General features: G+C 70.2%; 13 protein-coding genes. 5 read left to right on the top strand and 8 right to left on the bottom strand.

Annotated features, from left to right (window positions below):
- Positions 1-818 precede the first annotated feature (818 nt).
- The 3 genes from ACIRDX_RS13825 to ACIRDX_RS13835 all read right to left on the bottom strand — a co-directional run bounded on the left by ACIRDX_RS13825 (position 819) and on the right by ACIRDX_RS13835 (position 5,617).
- Positions 819-4,106, bottom strand: coding sequence for a protein kinase (locus ACIRDX_RS13825; protein ID WP_396626022.1), 3,288 nt, complete (start codon positions 4,104-4,106; stop codon positions 819-821).
- An 89-nt stretch (positions 4,107-4,195) separates the two neighbouring features.
- Positions 4,196-5,047 (bottom strand): alpha/beta hydrolase family protein, encoded by an 852-nt coding sequence (locus ACIRDX_RS13830; protein WP_396626023.1) that lies wholly within the window; start codon positions 5,045-5,047, stop codon positions 4,196-4,198.
- A 75-nt stretch (positions 5,048-5,122) separates the two neighbouring features.
- The gene (locus ACIRDX_RS13835; RefSeq protein ID WP_396626024.1) at positions 5,123-5,617 is read right to left on the bottom strand and encodes a YceI family protein; all 495 of its coding nucleotides are present in this window, start codon (positions 5,615-5,617) and stop codon (positions 5,123-5,125) included.
- A 27-nt stretch (positions 5,618-5,644) separates the two neighbouring features.
- On the opposite strand from ACIRDX_RS13835, the gene ACIRDX_RS13840 reads away from it, so the two are divergent.
- Complete coding sequence (locus ACIRDX_RS13840; protein WP_396626025.1) at positions 5,645-6,037, top strand: hypothetical protein; 393 nt, start codon at positions 5,645-5,647, stop codon at positions 6,035-6,037.
- Positions 6,038-6,099: 62 nt separating this feature from the next.
- On the opposite strand, the gene ACIRDX_RS13845 is transcribed toward ACIRDX_RS13840, so the two are convergent.
- From ACIRDX_RS13845 to ACIRDX_RS13855, 3 genes are all read right to left on the bottom strand, one after another.
- The gene (locus ACIRDX_RS13845) at positions 6,100-7,005 is read right to left on the bottom strand and encodes a 3-hydroxyacyl-CoA dehydrogenase family protein (RefSeq protein ID WP_396626026.1); all 906 of its coding nucleotides are present in this window, start codon (positions 7,003-7,005) and stop codon (positions 6,100-6,102) included.
- A 10-nt stretch (positions 7,006-7,015) separates the two neighbouring features.
- Entirely contained in the window at positions 7,016-7,792 is a 777-nt protein-coding gene (locus ACIRDX_RS13850) for a DUF1080 domain-containing protein (protein ID WP_396626027.1), read from the bottom strand.
- A gap of 125 nt (positions 7,793-7,917) precedes the next feature.
- The gene (locus tag ACIRDX_RS13855) at positions 7,918-9,309 is read right to left on the bottom strand and encodes a sulfatase-like hydrolase/transferase (protein WP_396626028.1); all 1,392 of its coding nucleotides are present in this window, start codon (positions 9,307-9,309) and stop codon (positions 7,918-7,920) included.
- Between the two features lie 104 nt (positions 9,310-9,413).
- On the opposite strand from ACIRDX_RS13855, the gene ACIRDX_RS13860 reads away from it, so the two are divergent.
- Entirely contained in the window at positions 9,414-11,084 is a 1,671-nt protein-coding gene (locus ACIRDX_RS13860; protein ID WP_396626029.1) for an NAD-dependent malic enzyme, read from the top strand.
- 198 nt (positions 11,085-11,282) lie between these two features.
- On the opposite strand, the gene ACIRDX_RS13865 is transcribed toward ACIRDX_RS13860, so the two are convergent.
- Positions 11,283-13,088, bottom strand: coding sequence for a sodium:solute symporter family protein (locus ACIRDX_RS13865; RefSeq protein ID WP_396626030.1), 1,806 nt, complete (start codon positions 13,086-13,088; stop codon positions 11,283-11,285).
- 44 nt (positions 13,089-13,132) lie between these two features.
- Here ACIRDX_RS13865 and ACIRDX_RS13870 point away from each other — a divergent pair, with 44 nt between their 5' ends.
- Positions 13,133-13,255: a hypothetical protein gene (locus ACIRDX_RS13870; RefSeq protein ID WP_396626031.1), complete on the top strand. Its 123-nt coding sequence runs from the start codon at positions 13,133-13,135 to the stop codon at positions 13,253-13,255.
- A 448-nt stretch (positions 13,256-13,703) separates the two neighbouring features.
- Here ACIRDX_RS13870 and ACIRDX_RS13875 read toward each other — a convergent pair whose 3' ends face one another.
- A complete protein-coding gene (locus tag ACIRDX_RS13875; RefSeq protein WP_396626032.1) occupies positions 13,704-13,895 on the bottom strand; it encodes a hypothetical protein in 192 nt (63 codons plus the stop codon).
- 107 nt (positions 13,896-14,002) lie between these two features.
- Here ACIRDX_RS13875 and ACIRDX_RS13880 point away from each other — a divergent pair, with 107 nt between their 5' ends.
- Positions 14,003-14,758 (top strand): cytochrome c3 family protein, encoded by a 756-nt coding sequence (locus ACIRDX_RS13880; protein ID WP_396626033.1) that lies wholly within the window; start codon positions 14,003-14,005, stop codon positions 14,756-14,758.
- Between the two features lie 199 nt (positions 14,759-14,957).
- Complete coding sequence (locus ACIRDX_RS13885; protein ID WP_396626034.1) at positions 14,958-16,325, top strand: enolase C-terminal domain-like protein; 1,368 nt, start codon at positions 14,958-14,960, stop codon at positions 16,323-16,325.
- Positions 16,326-16,338 lie beyond the last annotated feature (13 nt).

Here is a 16,338-nt window from a genome sequence, read left to right on the forward strand (position 1 = left end):
CAGTCGGCAGTCGGCAGTCGGCAGTCGGCAGTCGGCAGTCGGCAGTCGAACCAACCACACCACACGAGCCCCGCTCCTCTCACGAGGGGCGGGGCTCTTTGCTTTACGGGTATCGGGAGTCGGGGGGCTGGGGGCTGGGGGCTGGGGGCTGGGGGCTCGGAACGAGTCGGGAGTAGCGCGCCGGCGGTCGGCGGTCGGCAGTCGGCAGTGAACCGAGCTCTCTGAGCCTTGAGCCGTGAGCCCTGAGCCCTCTCCAAGCCTTGCGGTACCCAGCAGGGGCTGGGGGCTGGGGGCTCGGAACGAGTCGGGAGTAGCGCGCCGGCGGTCGGCGGTCGGCAGTCGGCAGTGGACCGAGCTCTCTGAGCCTTGAGCCGTGAGCCCTGAGCCCTCTCCAAGCCTTGCGGTACCCAGCAGGGGCTGGGGGCTGGGGGCTCGGAACGAGTCGGGAGTAGGCCGCCGGCAGTCGGCAGTCGGCAGTCGGCAGTCGGACCAACCACACCACACGAGCCCTGCTCCTCTCACGAGGGGCGGGGCTCTTTCGCGTTACGGGAATCGGGAGTCGGGAGTCGGGAGTCGGCAGTGAACCGAGCTCTCTGAGCCTTGAGCCCTGAGCCCTTTCCAAGCCTTGCGGTACTCAGCAGGGGCTGGGGGCTGGGGGCTCGGAACGAGTCGGGAGTAGCGCGCCGGCGGTCGGCGGTCGGCGGTCGGCAGTCGGCAGTGAACCGAGCTCTCTGAGCCTTGAGCCCTGAGACTTGAGCCGTGGACCCTCTCCAAGCCTTGCGCTACTCAGCAGGGGCTGGGGCCGGGCGCCCTGGGCCCTACTTCTTCAGGCGGATGCGGATGTCGTCGGCGAGCGGGTCGTTCTCGGCCTGGTTGCGGAGCGCGAGGTAGCGGCGATAGGCGTCGCCGTAGGCCGAGGTGCCCATGGCCTCGCGAGCGCGGCCGAGGTAGTAGTAGACGGGCGGGAAGTAGCCCGACGTCGGTTCCTCGTCGAGGAACAGCGACAGGGCCTCGCCGCTGCGCTTCAGGCACTTGTCGAACTCGGAATCGGCCTGCGGGTAGGCTTCGGCCACGAGGTAGGCGCGGCCCAGATCGAAGTGGCCGATCCAGGTGTCGAGCATCTCGTTGGCCTCCTTGAGGGTGCGGACGGCCGCGCGCGCGGCGCCGCGGTCGAGCAGCACGACGCCCTCGAGGAGCTTGCCGTAGGCGACCGACTCGTCCTGCAAGGAGTCGACAAGCCCCGTGGCCAGCGCCGACGCCTTGGCCTGCGCGCCCGCCTCGGCGTAGACACGCCCGGCCACGAACCGCACCTGCACGCTTGATCCGTAGCTCACGGCGCGGTCGGCTGCGGCAATGGCTTCCTTGCGACGCCCACGCGAGAGTTCGGCGTACGCGAGCCCCAGGAGCTTGGTGGCAGCGCGCTCGGGCTCCTCCTCCTTGATGTCGGCAGCCGCCCCTTCCTCGAACAACCGGGCGGCATCGTCGAAACGCCCCTGGAAGAGGGCGATGTCGGCGAGGCCCGAGACCGTGTACGAGGGGCCCGCGCCTGCAGACTTGCCGAGCGAATCGTAGGCGGCCGAGGCGGCGCCGAAGTCGTGCTGCCCGAGCTTGGCCAGGGCCAGGGCCTGCAGCGCCCAGCGGTCGCCGAGCTGCTGCGCGACGAGCGCGTCCCGCTCGCCGGTCTGGAAGTCGCCGGCGTAGGTGGAGTAGATGGACGCGTTGAGCCGGTAGAGCGAGCGCTTCGGGAGGAACTCGACGACGCGCTTCATCTCGTCGCGGGCGCGGCCAAACTGCCGGAGCTTGGTCGAACAGAGCGCGAGGTTGTTGCGGGCCGCGACGTCGGCCTCGTACTGCGCGAGCAGGCCGTCGTACTCCTTGACGCAGGCGGCGTAGTCGTTCGTGAGGTAGTACATGAGGCCCCGCGTGCGGAAGCGCTCGCGCTCGGTCATGCGGTCGACGTGGCGCAGGGCCTCGCGGATGTGCGTCTCGGCCTCCTGCGGCTGCCCCATGTTGGCCGTGGTGGTGGCCAGGCCGGCATGCGCAAGGCCGAAGTTGGGGTCGACCTTGATGGCGCGCTCGAAGGCGGCACGCGCCTCGTCGAACTGGCTGTTGGACAGCGCCTGCATCGCCTGCGCGTACTCGCGTACGACGTCGAGGGAGGTGGCCGAGATCTTCTCGGTGCCGAAGCGCCGGGCCGAGTCGGACGTGTTGTCGCCGAGGGCGGTACGGAGCCGGTTGCCGAGGTCGGTGGCCACGCCGAGCACGCCGTCCTTGTTGGAGGCATCGTCGGACTCGCTGGCGATCTCGTTGCCGGTGACGCTCTCGGCGGCCTTCAGCGTGACCCGGTACCCGGAGCCGTCGCGGGCGATGGCGCCGGTGAGGACGACGCCCACTCCCTGTTGGACCGCGAGGGCGCGGCCGGCCTTCTCGTCGAGCACCTCGGGCGGCACGACGCCCAGGTTGCGACGGATGCCGTTGCGGTCGTGGGCGCTGATGAAGCCCGCGCCTTCGAGCGCGAGCCGCAGCATCGGCTCGAGCGCGCCGTCGAACGTCTGGTCTCCGGTCTCGTTCTTGAGGTCGGTGATGAGGATGGAGACGGGCTCGTGCTTCTCGGGCACGATGGGCCCGCGCGCGACCCAGTAGGTGGCGCCGAGCAACGCGGCGACGCCGAGGCCGGCGGCGGTGGCCTGCTTCCAGGTGATGCGCTGGGCCAGCGGCAGCGGCACGCCGTGATCGTCGAGCGTGGCCAGCTCGGCCTCGAGCTGCCGCGACGTCGCGAAGCGATCCGCCGCCTCGGGCTGCACGCACTTCATGACGAGCTGCTCGACCGCGACCGGAATGGCGGGGTCGACGCTGCGCAGGGCCGGAGGCGCCTCGCGCATGCGCGTCTGGAGCTCCGCGATGGCGCTCTTGACGCGCTCGGCGCGCGTCCGGCCGAGCAGCAGGTCGTAGAGGATCAGCCCGAAGGCGTAGATGTCGGCGCGCTGATCGACGGCCTCGCCACGCGACTGCTCGGGGGCCATGTACTCGATCGTGCCGACGACCATGCCGCTCTGTGTCTGCTCGGCGACCCGGGTCAGGCCAGGGTCCGTGCCGTTGTCGGCGGTGAAGCCGGCGGCGGCCATGGCCTCGGCGGCCGCGGACGCGGTCTCGGTGGACCGGGCGACCCCGAAGTCCATCACGAGGCCCTCGCCGTCGGGCGCCACCATGATGTTGGCGGGCTTGAGGTCGCGATGGACGACGCCGGCGTCGTGCGCAGCGGCGAGGCCGGAGATCACCGAGCGCGCGAGCTTGAGCACACGCTCGACGGGCAGCCGGCCTTCCCGCTTGAGGACCGTGGCCAGGTCCTCGCCCTGCAGGTACGGCATGGTGATGTACTTCACGCCGTCGAGCTCGCCGATGTCGTGGACGCGCACGATGTTGCGGTGCGTGACCTTGCGGGCGAGCAGCAGCTCCTGCTTGAACCGGCGGTCGAGCAGTTGCGCCGTCTCGGGATCGGCAGCCAGTTCCTTCCGCACCGTCTTGATGGCGACGGCGACGCCGAGCTCGTTGTCGAGCGCCTGGTAGACGGCGCCCATGCCGCCGGCCCCCAGCAGCTTGATGATGTGGTACCGCTCGCCGAGCTGCTTGCCCACGAGGTCGCCGGGCTGGCCGCCCGAGGCGCCGGGACGGCCGGGCGCGGTGGCGCGCATGGTGCGCGTCGGCGTCGTCCGCGTCTGCGCGCGCGTGGCCTGGCGCGTCAGCGGGGCGATCACGCCGCCAATCTGGGTCTGCTCGAGCCCGGTCGCGGGCGTCTCGGGTCCCGGGGTGACCGATTCGGCCGTCACCGCCGGCATCGGCGTCACGGGCGTGACGGGGGCGTCGGCAATCGGGGTCGTCGGGCGCGGCACCGGAGACGCAGCGACGCGTGACGCGCCGCTGACCGTGGCCGCGGCCAGGGTGGTGCGCGGATTGGGGTCCGGCGCGCGACCGATCCCGAGGCGCGACACCGGGATGCTGATGTCGGTGGTCGCGAGGTCCGCCTCAGACGTGGCCAGGGGGGCCTGACACGCCGGGCAGATCTGCGCAGACTGGTCGGCAGGGCTGCCGCACCGGGGACAAGTCATGTTCGGTGGATGGACGGCCGCCATGACGCAGCCGACCACAGGATCTTATGACAGGTCGAACGTCAACGGACCCTGTGGGCGAACGTCGCTCACGGCTTCAGGCGCTCACCGAACCAGTCCGCCATGACGGCGACTTCCTCGGGCAACGTCATCCACGGATGGCCGCCGCCCGGCTTGACGATGAGGCGCGCGTCGCCGCCGGCCTCCTTGAGCACGCGCACCATCTTCTCGGACTGTTGTAACGGGACTGTGGCGTCGGCATCGCCGTGGATCAGGAGCACCGGCGGCAAGGCACGCGTCACCCGCCGCGCGGGGGAGATCTCACCCGCCTTGCGGCTCACCTCGTCGGCCGTCCGGCCGGCGACGCCACCCGCGAAGAGCAGGCCGCCGAGCCGGTCGAGCGGCGGGGCGCCGGTGCCGAACTCCAGGAAGTCGGTGGGCGGAAAGAACAGCGCGGCCGCCCGGATGCGGAGATCCGGCTGCGTCGCCAGGGCCAGCAGCGCCAGGTGTCCCCCTGCCGATGCCCCGGTCATGCCGAGGCGGTCGGGGTCGACGCGCAGCTCGGCGGCGTGGGCACGGATGTACGCCACGGCGCGCCCGACGTGCGCCGCCATGGCCTCGGCCGTGAACACGGTGCGCGAGCCGGGACGCACCATGAACACGGTGTAGCCACGCGCGCAGTAGGTGTCGAAGATCTTCGCGCGCAGGTGGTCGCGGACCTGCGCGTCTTCCGAGTACCAGGCTCCCGACAGCACGTCGACGATGCCAAGGCCGTTGGCCGGGCCGGTCGGCGTGAACACGTCCATCACCAGGCCGACGCCCGACACCACGCCGTACACGACGTTCTCCTGGCGTCGCCAGGTCGTGGAGTCCTGCGCCACCGCCGGGCGATCGCTTGCCAGGAGCGCAAGGAACACCAGCACCGCCACTGCCATCCGCATGGGGGAATCTTAGCGGCAGTCGGCAGTCGGCAGTCGGGAGTCGACAGTCGGCAGTCGGCAGTCGGCAGTCGGCAGTCAGGGTGCGCTGGTCGGGTGCAGCGTGACCTTCATCGCGTACTGCATCGCGCCCGTGACGCGCAGGGCCGGGTGGGCGGGCGGCGCCATCGCGTAGTCGTCGAGGCGCAGGTCGACCGACAACTGCAGCTCGAGGGCGGAGCCGCGGCGACGCAGGCCCCAGGTGCCCGTGACCGGGCGGGTCTGTCCGTGCAGCGTGAGGTCGGCCCGGAAGCCCGCCTGTCGGACCTCGGTGCTGAAGGGCGCGTCGAGGACCAGGTGCGCGAGCGTGATCGAGGCGTAGCCGTCGCCGCGGTAGGCCTCCAGCAGGTTGTCGCGCACCTGTGAGGTGGCTACCGGCGCGCCAGCGTCGAGATCGCGGACGTCGGCCACCAGGGTCCCACCGACCTCGCGCGCGCCTGGCTGCAGGGTGATGACGCCGCTGGCGGGACGGCCGTTGGCGCCTTCAAGTCGCCGACGCTGCGCAACGTCGAGTTCACCGGCCCCTACTTCCACACCGGCGGCTCGGCCACGCTCGAACAGGTGGTGGAGTTCTATGTGCGCAACGGCGACTTCCCGGCAGGCGGCAACCTCGGCCCCGGCATCGGCAACATCCGCATCGGCCCGCAGGACCGCGCCAGCCTCGTGGCCTTCATGAAGGCCCTGAGCGATGACCGCGTGGCGTTCGAGCGAGCCCCCTTCGACCACCCGTCGCTGTGCGTGCCGGTCGGGTACGAGCAGGTCGCCGGGACGGTGGCGGCAGACGCGGCCGCGCGCGGACCGGTGGCGGCCGACAGCTGGGCGCTCGTGCCGGCCATCGGACGCGACGGCAACCCCGTGCGACTCCAGACCTTCGACGAGCTGGTCGCGGGCATCGGCGCCGACGGCTCGCGCGCGCACGCGATGACGACGCCCTGCGCGCCGACACGGCAGTGAGGTAGGGCGCGGTCTCCGACCGCGCCGTGAGTGAGCCAACGGCGGGGTGGGGACACCCCGCCCTACCTGTGTCGCAGATGCGCGTCGAGCCGGCGGCGCACGGCGTCGGCCTCCTCGGCGGTCCAGCGGCGCAGGCCCTCGCCCGCCTTCATGCCCGTGGCCCCGCGCGCGATCGCCGCGTCGAGCACGGGCGATGGGGCGGTCGACGCGTCGAGGTCGGGAAACAGGAGCGCGTGCAGCGCGCGCGTGAGCTCGAGTCCGATCAGGTCGGCGTTCTCCATCGGGCCCAGCACCGGGAGGCGCAGCCCGAACGACGCCTTCACCACCGTGTCGATCGTCTCGGCATCGCACACGCCCGCGTCGATCAGCGCGAGCGCCTCGCGCCACATCGCCTGGTTCAGGCGGTTGCCGATGAAGCCCGTGACGTCCTTGTGCACCACCACGGGCACCTTCCCTGCGGCCCGCAGCAGTTCGACCACCGTCTCGACGACGTCATCGCGCGTGAAGGCCGTGCGCACGACCTCGACGAGGGGCACGAGATGCGGCGGATTCCACCAGTGCGTGCCCACGAGGCGTCCGCGCGTCTCGTCGTCGAGGCGCTCGCCGAGGCGCGTGATCGGGATGACGGAGGTGTTGCTGGCGAGCAGGGCGCCGGCCGGGGCGAGGCGCGCGATCTCGACGAACAGCGCCTGCTTCAGCTCGACGACCTCCGACACGGACTCGATGACGAGGTCGGCGCCGGCGACGGCCTCGGCGAGTGTCGAGGCCACGGAGACGCGCGTGAGGACAGGCGCGACGGGTGTCCCGGCGTCCTCCAGGTTGCGCGTGATGCGAGCGACCACGGCCGATCGCACCGCCGGGTCCACGTCCGTGATGCGTACGTGGTGCCCGGCCTGCGCGAGCGCCTGGGCGATGCCATGACCCATGAGGCCGGCGCCGACGACGGCGACGGTGCGCGGCGTGGTCATCGACGTGCCGTTACTTCGCGACGGTCGCGAGGAGCTTCTCGCCCTCGGCCTTCGGGATCTCCCGCACGAACACGTTGCGGAAGCGGACCTCGGACCCGTGCGTCTGCAGCTCGATCGACCCGGTCGGCAGCACGGGCTGCGTGCGCTCGAAGAAGTTGTCGAGCACCTGCCCGACGACGACAGGCGTGCCGTTGAGGGTCACCCACACACGCGTGCCAACCATCCTGATCGCCATGGTGTTCCACTCGCCGATCGGCTTGTCGGCGAGCGCGAGCGGCCAACGGCCCGGGTTGTCGGGGTTGTTGTTCCACAGCCCGCCCGAGCCCTTGTCGGCGCCGTTCTTCTTGTCGCGGCCGCTGTTCGGATCCCAGATCTGCACCTGCGGGAAGTCGCGCAGGTAGATCCCAGAGTCGCCGCCCGGCTGCGTCAGCTTCCAGTCGACGAGGAACTCGAAGTCACCGTAGGTCTTCTCGGTGGCGAGGTGCACGCCGTGCCCATCGGACACGAGCTCGCCCGTCTTCGCATCGACGCTCCAGTGCGCGTCGCGGTCGGCGTTCCACTCCGCCTGCCGGGAGGTCCGCTCCTCGGGCGTGAACTTCGCCTCGACGTACGGGCTGAACACGCCGCCGCCACCGGGACGCCCGCGCCAGCCGCTCAGGTCCTTCCCGTTGAACGCCACGGTGAAGCCCTTCGGGGCCTTGGGCGCCGCCTGCGCGCGCGCCTCGACTGCCCACACACTCACCAGCACCGCCGCCATCACGGCCGTCATCGTCGTCCGCAGTTGCATGTCGTTCTCGAGCCTCCGGGTCACAAGGTAGGACGGGGTGGCCTCACGCCACAAGGTAGGGCGGGGTGTCCCCACCCCGCCGTTCGTCAGTCAGCAGGATTTCGGCGCGATGAGGACATCGCGCCCTACCTCGCCCTTGCGCGCCACACGTCGAGCTCGGCGGCCATCGCCGCCGCCTTGCGCGCGTGCGCCGGGTCGCGCGCCAGGTCGCGCAGCTCGTCCGGATCATCGCGAAGCGAGAACAGCTGCCGGAAGTCGTGCTCCGGATACTCGATGTACTTCCACGCGGGACCGATCACCCCGACCGACGAGGGGATGCGGTCGCGGCTCGTGATCGTGGGGTGTTCGTAGAAGAACGTGTCGCGCCACGCGGGCCGTCGCGAGCGCAGGTACAGCGGGGCCATGTCGCGCCCCTGCATGCGCGGCGGGACGGGCTGTCCGGCCGCAGCGACCAGTGTGGGGGCCACGTCGAGGTTGAGGACGCGCGCCTCGGGCACACGGCCGCGGCGTGCGGCAGGCAGGCGCGGGTCGCGCACCACGAGCGGTACGCGCAGCGCCTCCTCGTACGGGTACCACTTGTCGGCGAGCCCGCGGTCGCCATGGAAGTAGCCGTTGTCGCCGATCACGACGATCAGGGTGCGGTCGAGTTCACCCTGGGTGCGAAGTTCGTCGACGATGTCGCCGATGGCCGCGTCGACCTCCGTGATCAGGCGGAAGTAGCGGCGCATGTACGCCTGGTATTCCTCGGGCGTGTCGAACCGCCAGTGGTACCGCACGCGGCCTTCATTGGCCTCGGCCGACAGGAAGGGTGGGAGCGCGCGCAGGTACGCGGGGTCGGCGTGCTGCGCTGGCGGGACTGTCACGCCCGCGTACGTCGCCTCGCTCCACGGCTGCGGCAGGTACTGGTCCTTCGCGGCGTCCTCGGCATGGGGCGCGAAGAAGCCGACGGCGAGCGCGAAGCGCCTGTCGCGCGGGCGGTCGCGGAGGAACGCCAGCGCATCCTGGCGGTTGCGCTCGGTGACGTGCGTGCGCACGCCGTTCGCCTCCTCGATCCAGTGCCGGCCGTGGTACGCGCGGAGCATGTCGAAGTCGGTCGCGCGTGGCGCACCCACGTCGTACTTGCCGACGTAGCCGGTCCAGTAGCCGGCACGCCGCAGCACGGCCGGCCAGGTCTCGGCGAACGCCTCGGGCGGCAGGGGACGGCCGAACGCGGTGATCCCGTGGCGCGACATGTACTGCCCGGTGAGCATCGTGGCGCGACTCACCATGCAGATGGACGTCGTGACACGGGCCTGCTCGAACCGCACGCCCTCGGCGGCGAGCTGATCGATCCGCGGCGTGCGCACCACGGGATGCCCGGCCGCCCCGAGGGTGTCCCAGCGGATGTCGTCGACGATCAGCAGGACGACGTTCAGGGCGGGCGGTGCGGCATCGAGCGCCGCGGCGCGCGCCAGCCACATGAGGCCGACCAGCGTGAGCGACGTGACGACGGCCGCGGCGCGGCGCAGGCATGACATGGGGCGATTCTCCGCGGCAAGCATAGCGCCCATGCGGATGGGCTGATGCGGGCATCTGTCGTGGCACGACAGCCCCGCGCATGCGGGCATATGCTTGGCCTGCCATGACGTCTCCCGCCTCGCCGGCCGACCTGTCCGCGTGGGGCGCCCCGCAGCAACCTCGCGGCGCCGCGCTCCTCACCGATCCCCTCCTCAACAAGGGCACTGCCTTCACCGAGCGTGAGCGCGACGTGCTCGGCCTGCGCGGCCTGCTGCCGCCCCGTGTGTTCACGCTGGACGAGCAGGTGCAGCGCAGCCTGGCGGCCGTGCACCGCAAGCCGGACCCGCTCGAGAAGTACATCTACCTGACCAACCTGCAGAACCGGAACGAGGTGCTGTTCTACCGGCTGGTGATGGACAACATCGAGGAGATGGTGCCCCTCATCTACACGCCGACCGTCGGGCAGGCGTGCCTCGAGTACGGCGCGATCTACCGTCGGCCGCGCGGCCTGTTCCTGTCGCTGCGCGACCGCGGGCACCTGGCCGACATCCTGGCGCGATGGCCGCACCAGGTGCGCCTCATCGTGGTGACCGATGGCGAGCGCATCCTCGGGCTCGGTGACCTGGGTGCGCTCGGCATGGGCATCCCGGTCGGCAAGCTGTCGCTCTACACCGCGTGCGCCGGTGTGCATCCGTCGTACACGCTGCCGATCACCCTCGACGTCGGCACCGACAACCAGGACCTGCTCGACGGGCCGGCGTACATCGGGCTGCGCCGCAAGCGCGCGCGGGGCGAGGAGTTCGACTCGTTCATCGAGGAACTCGTGCAGGCCGTGTCGACGGTGTTCCCGAAGGCGCTGTTGCAGTGGGAGGACTTCGGCAACACGAACGCGTTCCGCCTGCTGAACCAGTACCGGGGCCGGCTCCTCAGCTTCAACGACGACATCCAGGGCACGGCGGCCGTGGCCCTGGCCGGCGTGATCGCGGGGCTGCGCCTCACGGGCGGCACGCTACGCGACCAGAAGCTGCTGTTCCTCGGCGCGGGCGAGGCGGGCACCGGCATCGCCGACCTGTACGTGGAGGCCGCGCGCGCGGAGGGCTTGAGCGAGGCCGAGGCGCGGGCGCGCTGCTGGTTCGTCGACTCGAAGGGCCTCGTGGTGACGTCGCGCGGCACCGAACTGGCGCACCACAAGCTGCCGTACGCACACGACCATCCGTTCATCGCCACGCTCGAGGAGGCGGTGCGCACGCTGAAACCGACGGCCCTCATCGGCGTCTCTGGCATGCCCCAGACCTTCACGCAGCCCATCGTCGAGCAGATGGCGGCCAACAACGCGCGGCCGATGGTGTTCGCGCTCTCCAACCCGACCTCGAAGGCCGAGTGCACGGCGGAGCAGGCGTACCAGTGGACGGATGGGCGCGCGATCTTCGCGTCGGGCAGCCCGTTTGCCGAGGTGGAGTTCAAGGGCCGGCGGCACGTGCCCGGGCAGGGCAACAACATCTACATCTTCCCGGGTGTCGGTCTCGGCGCGCTGGCGTCGGAGTCGCGTGAGGTGACCGACGCGATGTTCCTCGCGGCGGCGCGGACGCTGGCGGGCATGGTGGCGCCAGGCGACCTCGAACTGGGGCGCGTCTATCCGGCACTCACGCAGATCCGCGAGGTGTCGCTGCGCATCGCCGCGGCGGTCGCCGAGGAGGCCCACGCGAAGGGCCTCGCGCAGGCGGCACGGCCGGACGACCTGATGGCCGACATCCGCGCGCGGATGTTCCAGCCCGTTTACAGGGAATACGCGTAGACCGAAGGAAAGAAGAGCAGAAGAGTAGAAGGTAAGAAGGCACACCGGGAAGGGCGAAGGAACAGCAAGGCCACAAAGGCGTTCGAAGAAGCAGGAAGAAGCGCGGACCTTCTTCTTCGTCCTTTCTTCACCTTCTTCGGGCTTGATCTGCCTTCTACCTTCCCGCGCTGCCTTCTACTCTTCTGCCCTTCTACTCTTCTACTCTTCCTCCGCGTCCGGCCACTGCTGGCGCATCACCCAGACGACGATGGCGGTGCTGACCACGGAGGTCAGCGTGAGCGTGATCGCGTAGCCCTGGCGGCCGTAGAGCAGGTTGCCGACGGCGAACAGCGCCGACCAGATCATGCTGCACCCGGCGACCCACCCGAGCAGGCCGAGCGTGATGCTGTCGTTCTTGTCCTTCACCGTGTGCGCACCCGCCACGGCGGCGATGGGCGCCCAGCCGGGGCCGATGGGACGCACCTTGCGGTAGAAGTCCACGAGTACCGCCTGGTCGGTCGGGGCCGTCACGTAGGCGGTGATCACCCAGCACACGGTCGTGAACGCCGCCGTGAGGACCAGCGCCACGTGCGTGTCCACGGGCGACCCCGAGCGGGCGAGCGCGAGGAACACCATGGAGATGCCGAACGAGCTCACCATGGCCACGACCTCGCACCACGCGTTGACGCGCCACCAGAACCAGCGCACGAGATACAGCAGCCCGGTGCCCGCGCCCACCTGCAGGATGATGTCGAAGGCGTCCTTGGCCGTGTCGAGCAGGTACACCGTCGCCGACGAGCAGATGAAGAGCAGCAGGGTCGCCCACCGTCCGGCGCGCACGTAGTGATCCTCGGACGCTTCCGTGTTGATGAAGCGGCGGTAGAAATCGTGCACGAGGTACGACGCGCCCCAGTTCAGGTGCGTCAGGATCGTCGACGAGTTGGCCGCCACCAGGCCGCCAACCATCAGGCCGACGAACCCGACGGGCAGGAACTTCAGCATCGCCGGATACGCGATGTCGTGCCCGAGCAGCTTGGGATCGAGGTTCGGGAACGCCTTCTGGATGTCCGACAGCTGCGGGTAGACGATCAGTGACGCGAGGCCGACGAGGATCCACGGCCACGGGCGCAGCACGTAGTGGGCGACGTTGAAGAACAGCACGGCGCCGAGGGCGTCCTTCTCGGACTTGGACGCCAGCATGCGCTGGGCGATGTAGCTGCCGCCGCCGGGCTCCGCGCCCGGGTACCACACGGCCCACCACTGCACGGCCACCGGCATGATGAAGATGGCGACCGCCAGCTCCCAGTTGTTGGAGAAGTCCGGGAGGATGGCCAGGTAGTCGAGTCCGCCCGGCCCGGTGCGCGTGGAGAGTTGCGTGATCAGGCCATCGAGGCCGCCGACGCCGGGCGCCTGCAGCGCGTAGTAGGCCGCGGCGATCACCGCCGTCATCTTGATGAAGAACTGGATCATGTCGATGACGAGCACGCCCCACAGGCCGCTGTGGGCCGCGAACGCCACGTTGAGCAGGCCGACGAACGTGAGCGTCTGCCAGCGCTCGAGCCCGAACAGGATCGCGGCGATCTTGCAGGCGGCGAGGTTGACCGTCGCCATGATCATGCAGTTGAAGAAGAAGCCGAGGTACACGGCACGGAACCCGCGGACCACGCCCGCCGCACGCCCCGAGTACCGCACCTCGTAGAACTCGAGGTCGGTCATCACGCCGGACCGCCGCCAGAGGCGCGCGTAGAAGAACACGGTCGAGACGCCGGTGAGCACGAAGGCCCACCACACCCAGTTGCCGGCCACGCCGTTGCGCCTGACGATGTCGGTCACCAGGTTGGGCGTGTCGCTGCTGAAGGTCGTGGCGACCATCGAGAGCCCGGCGAGCCACCACGGGACCGACCGCCCCGAGGCGAAGAACTCCGAGGTGTTCTTGCTCGCCCGGCGCCCGAAGAACAGGGCCGGCGCGAAGCAGATGAGGAGGGTGATGGCCAGGATCACCCAGTCAATCGTGGCGAGCTGCATGGAAGGCGCGTCTCCGTGGGTGCCGGGAAACCGGTGATCCCCGCGTGAGGATACTCATTTTCCCGGCCGTCCGCGCCCCTGAGCGGCCGGGGCTGCACCTCACGCCCGGCGCCGTTCCCCCCGTCATTGCGTTCGAGGTGCGCAGTTTCGACACGGCGCGCGCGTAGGGAATCCGGACGCACGGCGTCGCGGCCTCGCGTGACCGGCCGGGTTTGGGCCGATGCGATTCGGATCCGACCTTGCACCCTCCAGGTCCGGATCGCGGTGGAGGTCTGGCCGGCCGTCATGGCCGGTACGGAGGCCCCACATTCGTCTGGCGCCGGAAATCCGTCGATGCGATCTGCGCCACCACGGAGAAGGACGTGCCATGTCACCAGCAGGGACAGGACGCAAGGCCTCACCCCACATCGGACACGCCGGGGCTGCGTGTCTTGCGACCGCCATCGCGCTCGCCATCGCCGTCACCACGGTCGGGACGCGCGCGGCGTCGACCGCGCCGCTATTCAAGTTCAACGTGATCGCGGTGAAGAGCCTCACGACGGGGCTTCCCACGGTGGCGCCCGGCGAGTATCCGGTCATCACCTTCTCGGTGACCAACCCCGCGACCGGCGCGGCCTACGACATCAAGACCGACCCGGCCTGGACGACCGGCGGGGGCGTGAGCCGGCTGTTCCTGCAGATCGCCTGGAACACGCGCGACTTCACCAACACCGACAGCCGGGCCAACACTGTCGGCGCGCGGGGCGCCGCGATGCCGATCCCGGTCAATGCCCTCGCGCCCAGCGTCGTGCCCAACGGCGACGGCACCTACACGGCGACCTCGCCGCTGCCCGTCCCCGTCACGGCGAGCGGGACCGGGCAGGTCGGCCTCGAAGGCCTACCCCGCGGGCCAGGATGCGACGGGCGCGTGGACCGTGCGGGTGCCCGTGCGCAGCGCCTTCAGGATCTTCCCGATCGCGGGCGCGGCGGTCACACCGCAGCGCGCCGTGGTGACGCCCGAGAAGTGCCAGTCGTGCCATCGCTCCGACGGGACCGGCGTGGCGCCACAGCTCGTGCTGCATGGCAACAACCGCACCGAGGAAACGCAGGTGTGCGTGATGTGCCACAACCCGAACAACACCGACATCGTGTACCGCCTGCCGACCGATCCGAAGGTCCGCCTGGGCCGCTACTCCTTCCCCGAGCAGAGCCTCGACTTCAAGAGCCTGGTGCACGGGATCCATGCGAGCACCACGGGCTTCCGCACGCGTCCGCTGGTCGCCATCGGCTTCAACCACTCCATCTTCGATGCCGGCACGCTCGAGGAGTATCCCGGGAAGCTCCGCAACTGCGTGACCTGCCATGTCGACAATGGGCGTCGGGGATCGTTCGAGTTGCCGCTGAAGGCCGGGGTGCTCGGCACGACGTTCGACACGCGCAGCATCAGCCCGACCGGCACGGTCGCCATCGACATGGACCCGACCAACGACCGCAAGGTGAGCCCGACGGCAGCCGTCTGCTCCTCGTGTCATGACGAGGGCGAGGAGATCGACCACATGGTGCGTGAGGGCGGCGCCTCGTTCGACACGACGCAACTGGCCCTCGATCAGGGCCTGGTCGTCGAGCGATGCGTCCGGTGCCATGGCCCGGGGCGCGACAAGTCGGTGCGCAAGGTGCACGAGATCCGGTAGCAGGGCGCTCCGCACCTCCATCCTGCAGTTCGGAACGAAGGGTCTCCCATGCAGAAGGCGCCGTACCTCCGGGTATCGCCCTCCCCCCTGCATTCCCGACTCCGAGTTCCGAACTGCAGGGCGCTGGCCTGGCCAGCACCCTGCCGGTGACTTGACACGCGCCCGCCGGCCCCACAGCATGCGACCCTCAGGAGGCCGCATGAATCGACGAGACGTGCTGCGCCGGGTCGCGAGGGGCTCGGCGCTGATGGGGACCGGCTTGCTGCCGGCGGGCGCGGTGTGGGCACAGACGCCGGCGGTGCCCGCGGCGCCGCGCGGCCTGCCGGCCATCCGCATCCGCGACGTGCAGGTGATCCTGACGGCTCCCGACAACATCCGCCTGGTCGTCGTGAAGGTGCTGACCGACCAGCCCGGGCTGCACGGCTGGGGCTGCGCGACGTTCACGCAGCGCGCGCTCGTGGTGAAGACCGCCGTCGACGAATACCTGCGCCCCTTCCTCATCGGACGCCGTGTCGACGAGATCGAGGACATCTGGCAGTCGATGTACATGTCCTCGTACTGGCGCAACGGCCCGGTGCTCTTCAACGCGATGAGCGGCGTCGACATCGCGCTGTGGGACATCCTGGGCAAGCGCGCCGGCCTCCCGCTGTACCAGCTCCTCGGCGGCAAGGTGCGCCACGGCGCCGACTGCTACTACCACGCCAGCGGCCGCGACTTCGCCGAGGTCACCGACAACGCGCGCAAGGGCATCGCGGCCGGCTTCCGCCACGTGCGCGTGCAGGGCGGCGTGCCCGGCCTGGCGACCTACGGCGCGCGCAGCGACGCGGCGGCCGCGGGCACCGCCACTGAGGCCGTGGGGCCGACCAACCCGCGCGCCATCTGGGAATCGGCGCCCTACGTCCGCATGCTCCCGAAGCTCTTCGCGCACCTGCGCACCGCGCTCGGCGACGAGGTGCAGTTGCTGCACGACGTGCACGAGCGCGTGCAGCTGAACGAGGCGATCAACCTCTGCAAGGCGCTGGAGCCGTACAACCTCTTCTTCCTCGAGGATCCGTTCCCACCCGAGGACAACGGCTGGTTCCGTCAGCTCCGGCAGCAGACCAGCATCCCCATCGCGATGGGCGAGCTGTTCAACACGGTGCAGGAGTACCTGCCGCTCATCTCCGAGCGCCTGATCGACTTCATCCGCATCCACATCTCGCAGATTGGTGGGCTGTCGCCGGCGCGGAAGGTGGCGGCGCTGTCGGAGTTCTTCGGCGTGCGCACGGCGTGGCACGGGCCAGGTGATGCATCACCGGTGGCCCACGCGGCGCAGCTCGCGCTGGAACTCTCGACCTACAACTTCGGGATTCACGAAGGCGGCGCGTTCCCGGCACGGACGCGCGAGGTGTTCACGGGCGCGCCCGAGCAGGTCAACGGCTACATGGTGGCCAACGACTCGCCCGGCCACGGCGTGGAGGTGGACGAGGCGCTCGCGGCGAAGTTCCCGTTCAAGCCTGGCCCGCCCAACTTCGACTACTCGTGGGGCCAGACGCGGCGGCGGGACGGGACGATCATCCGTCCCTGAGGTGGCAATTCGA

It is taken from the genome of Luteitalea sp. (assembly GCF_044337415.1).
Taxonomy (GTDB): domain Bacteria; phylum Acidobacteriota; class Vicinamibacteria; order Vicinamibacterales; family Vicinamibacteraceae; genus Luteitalea.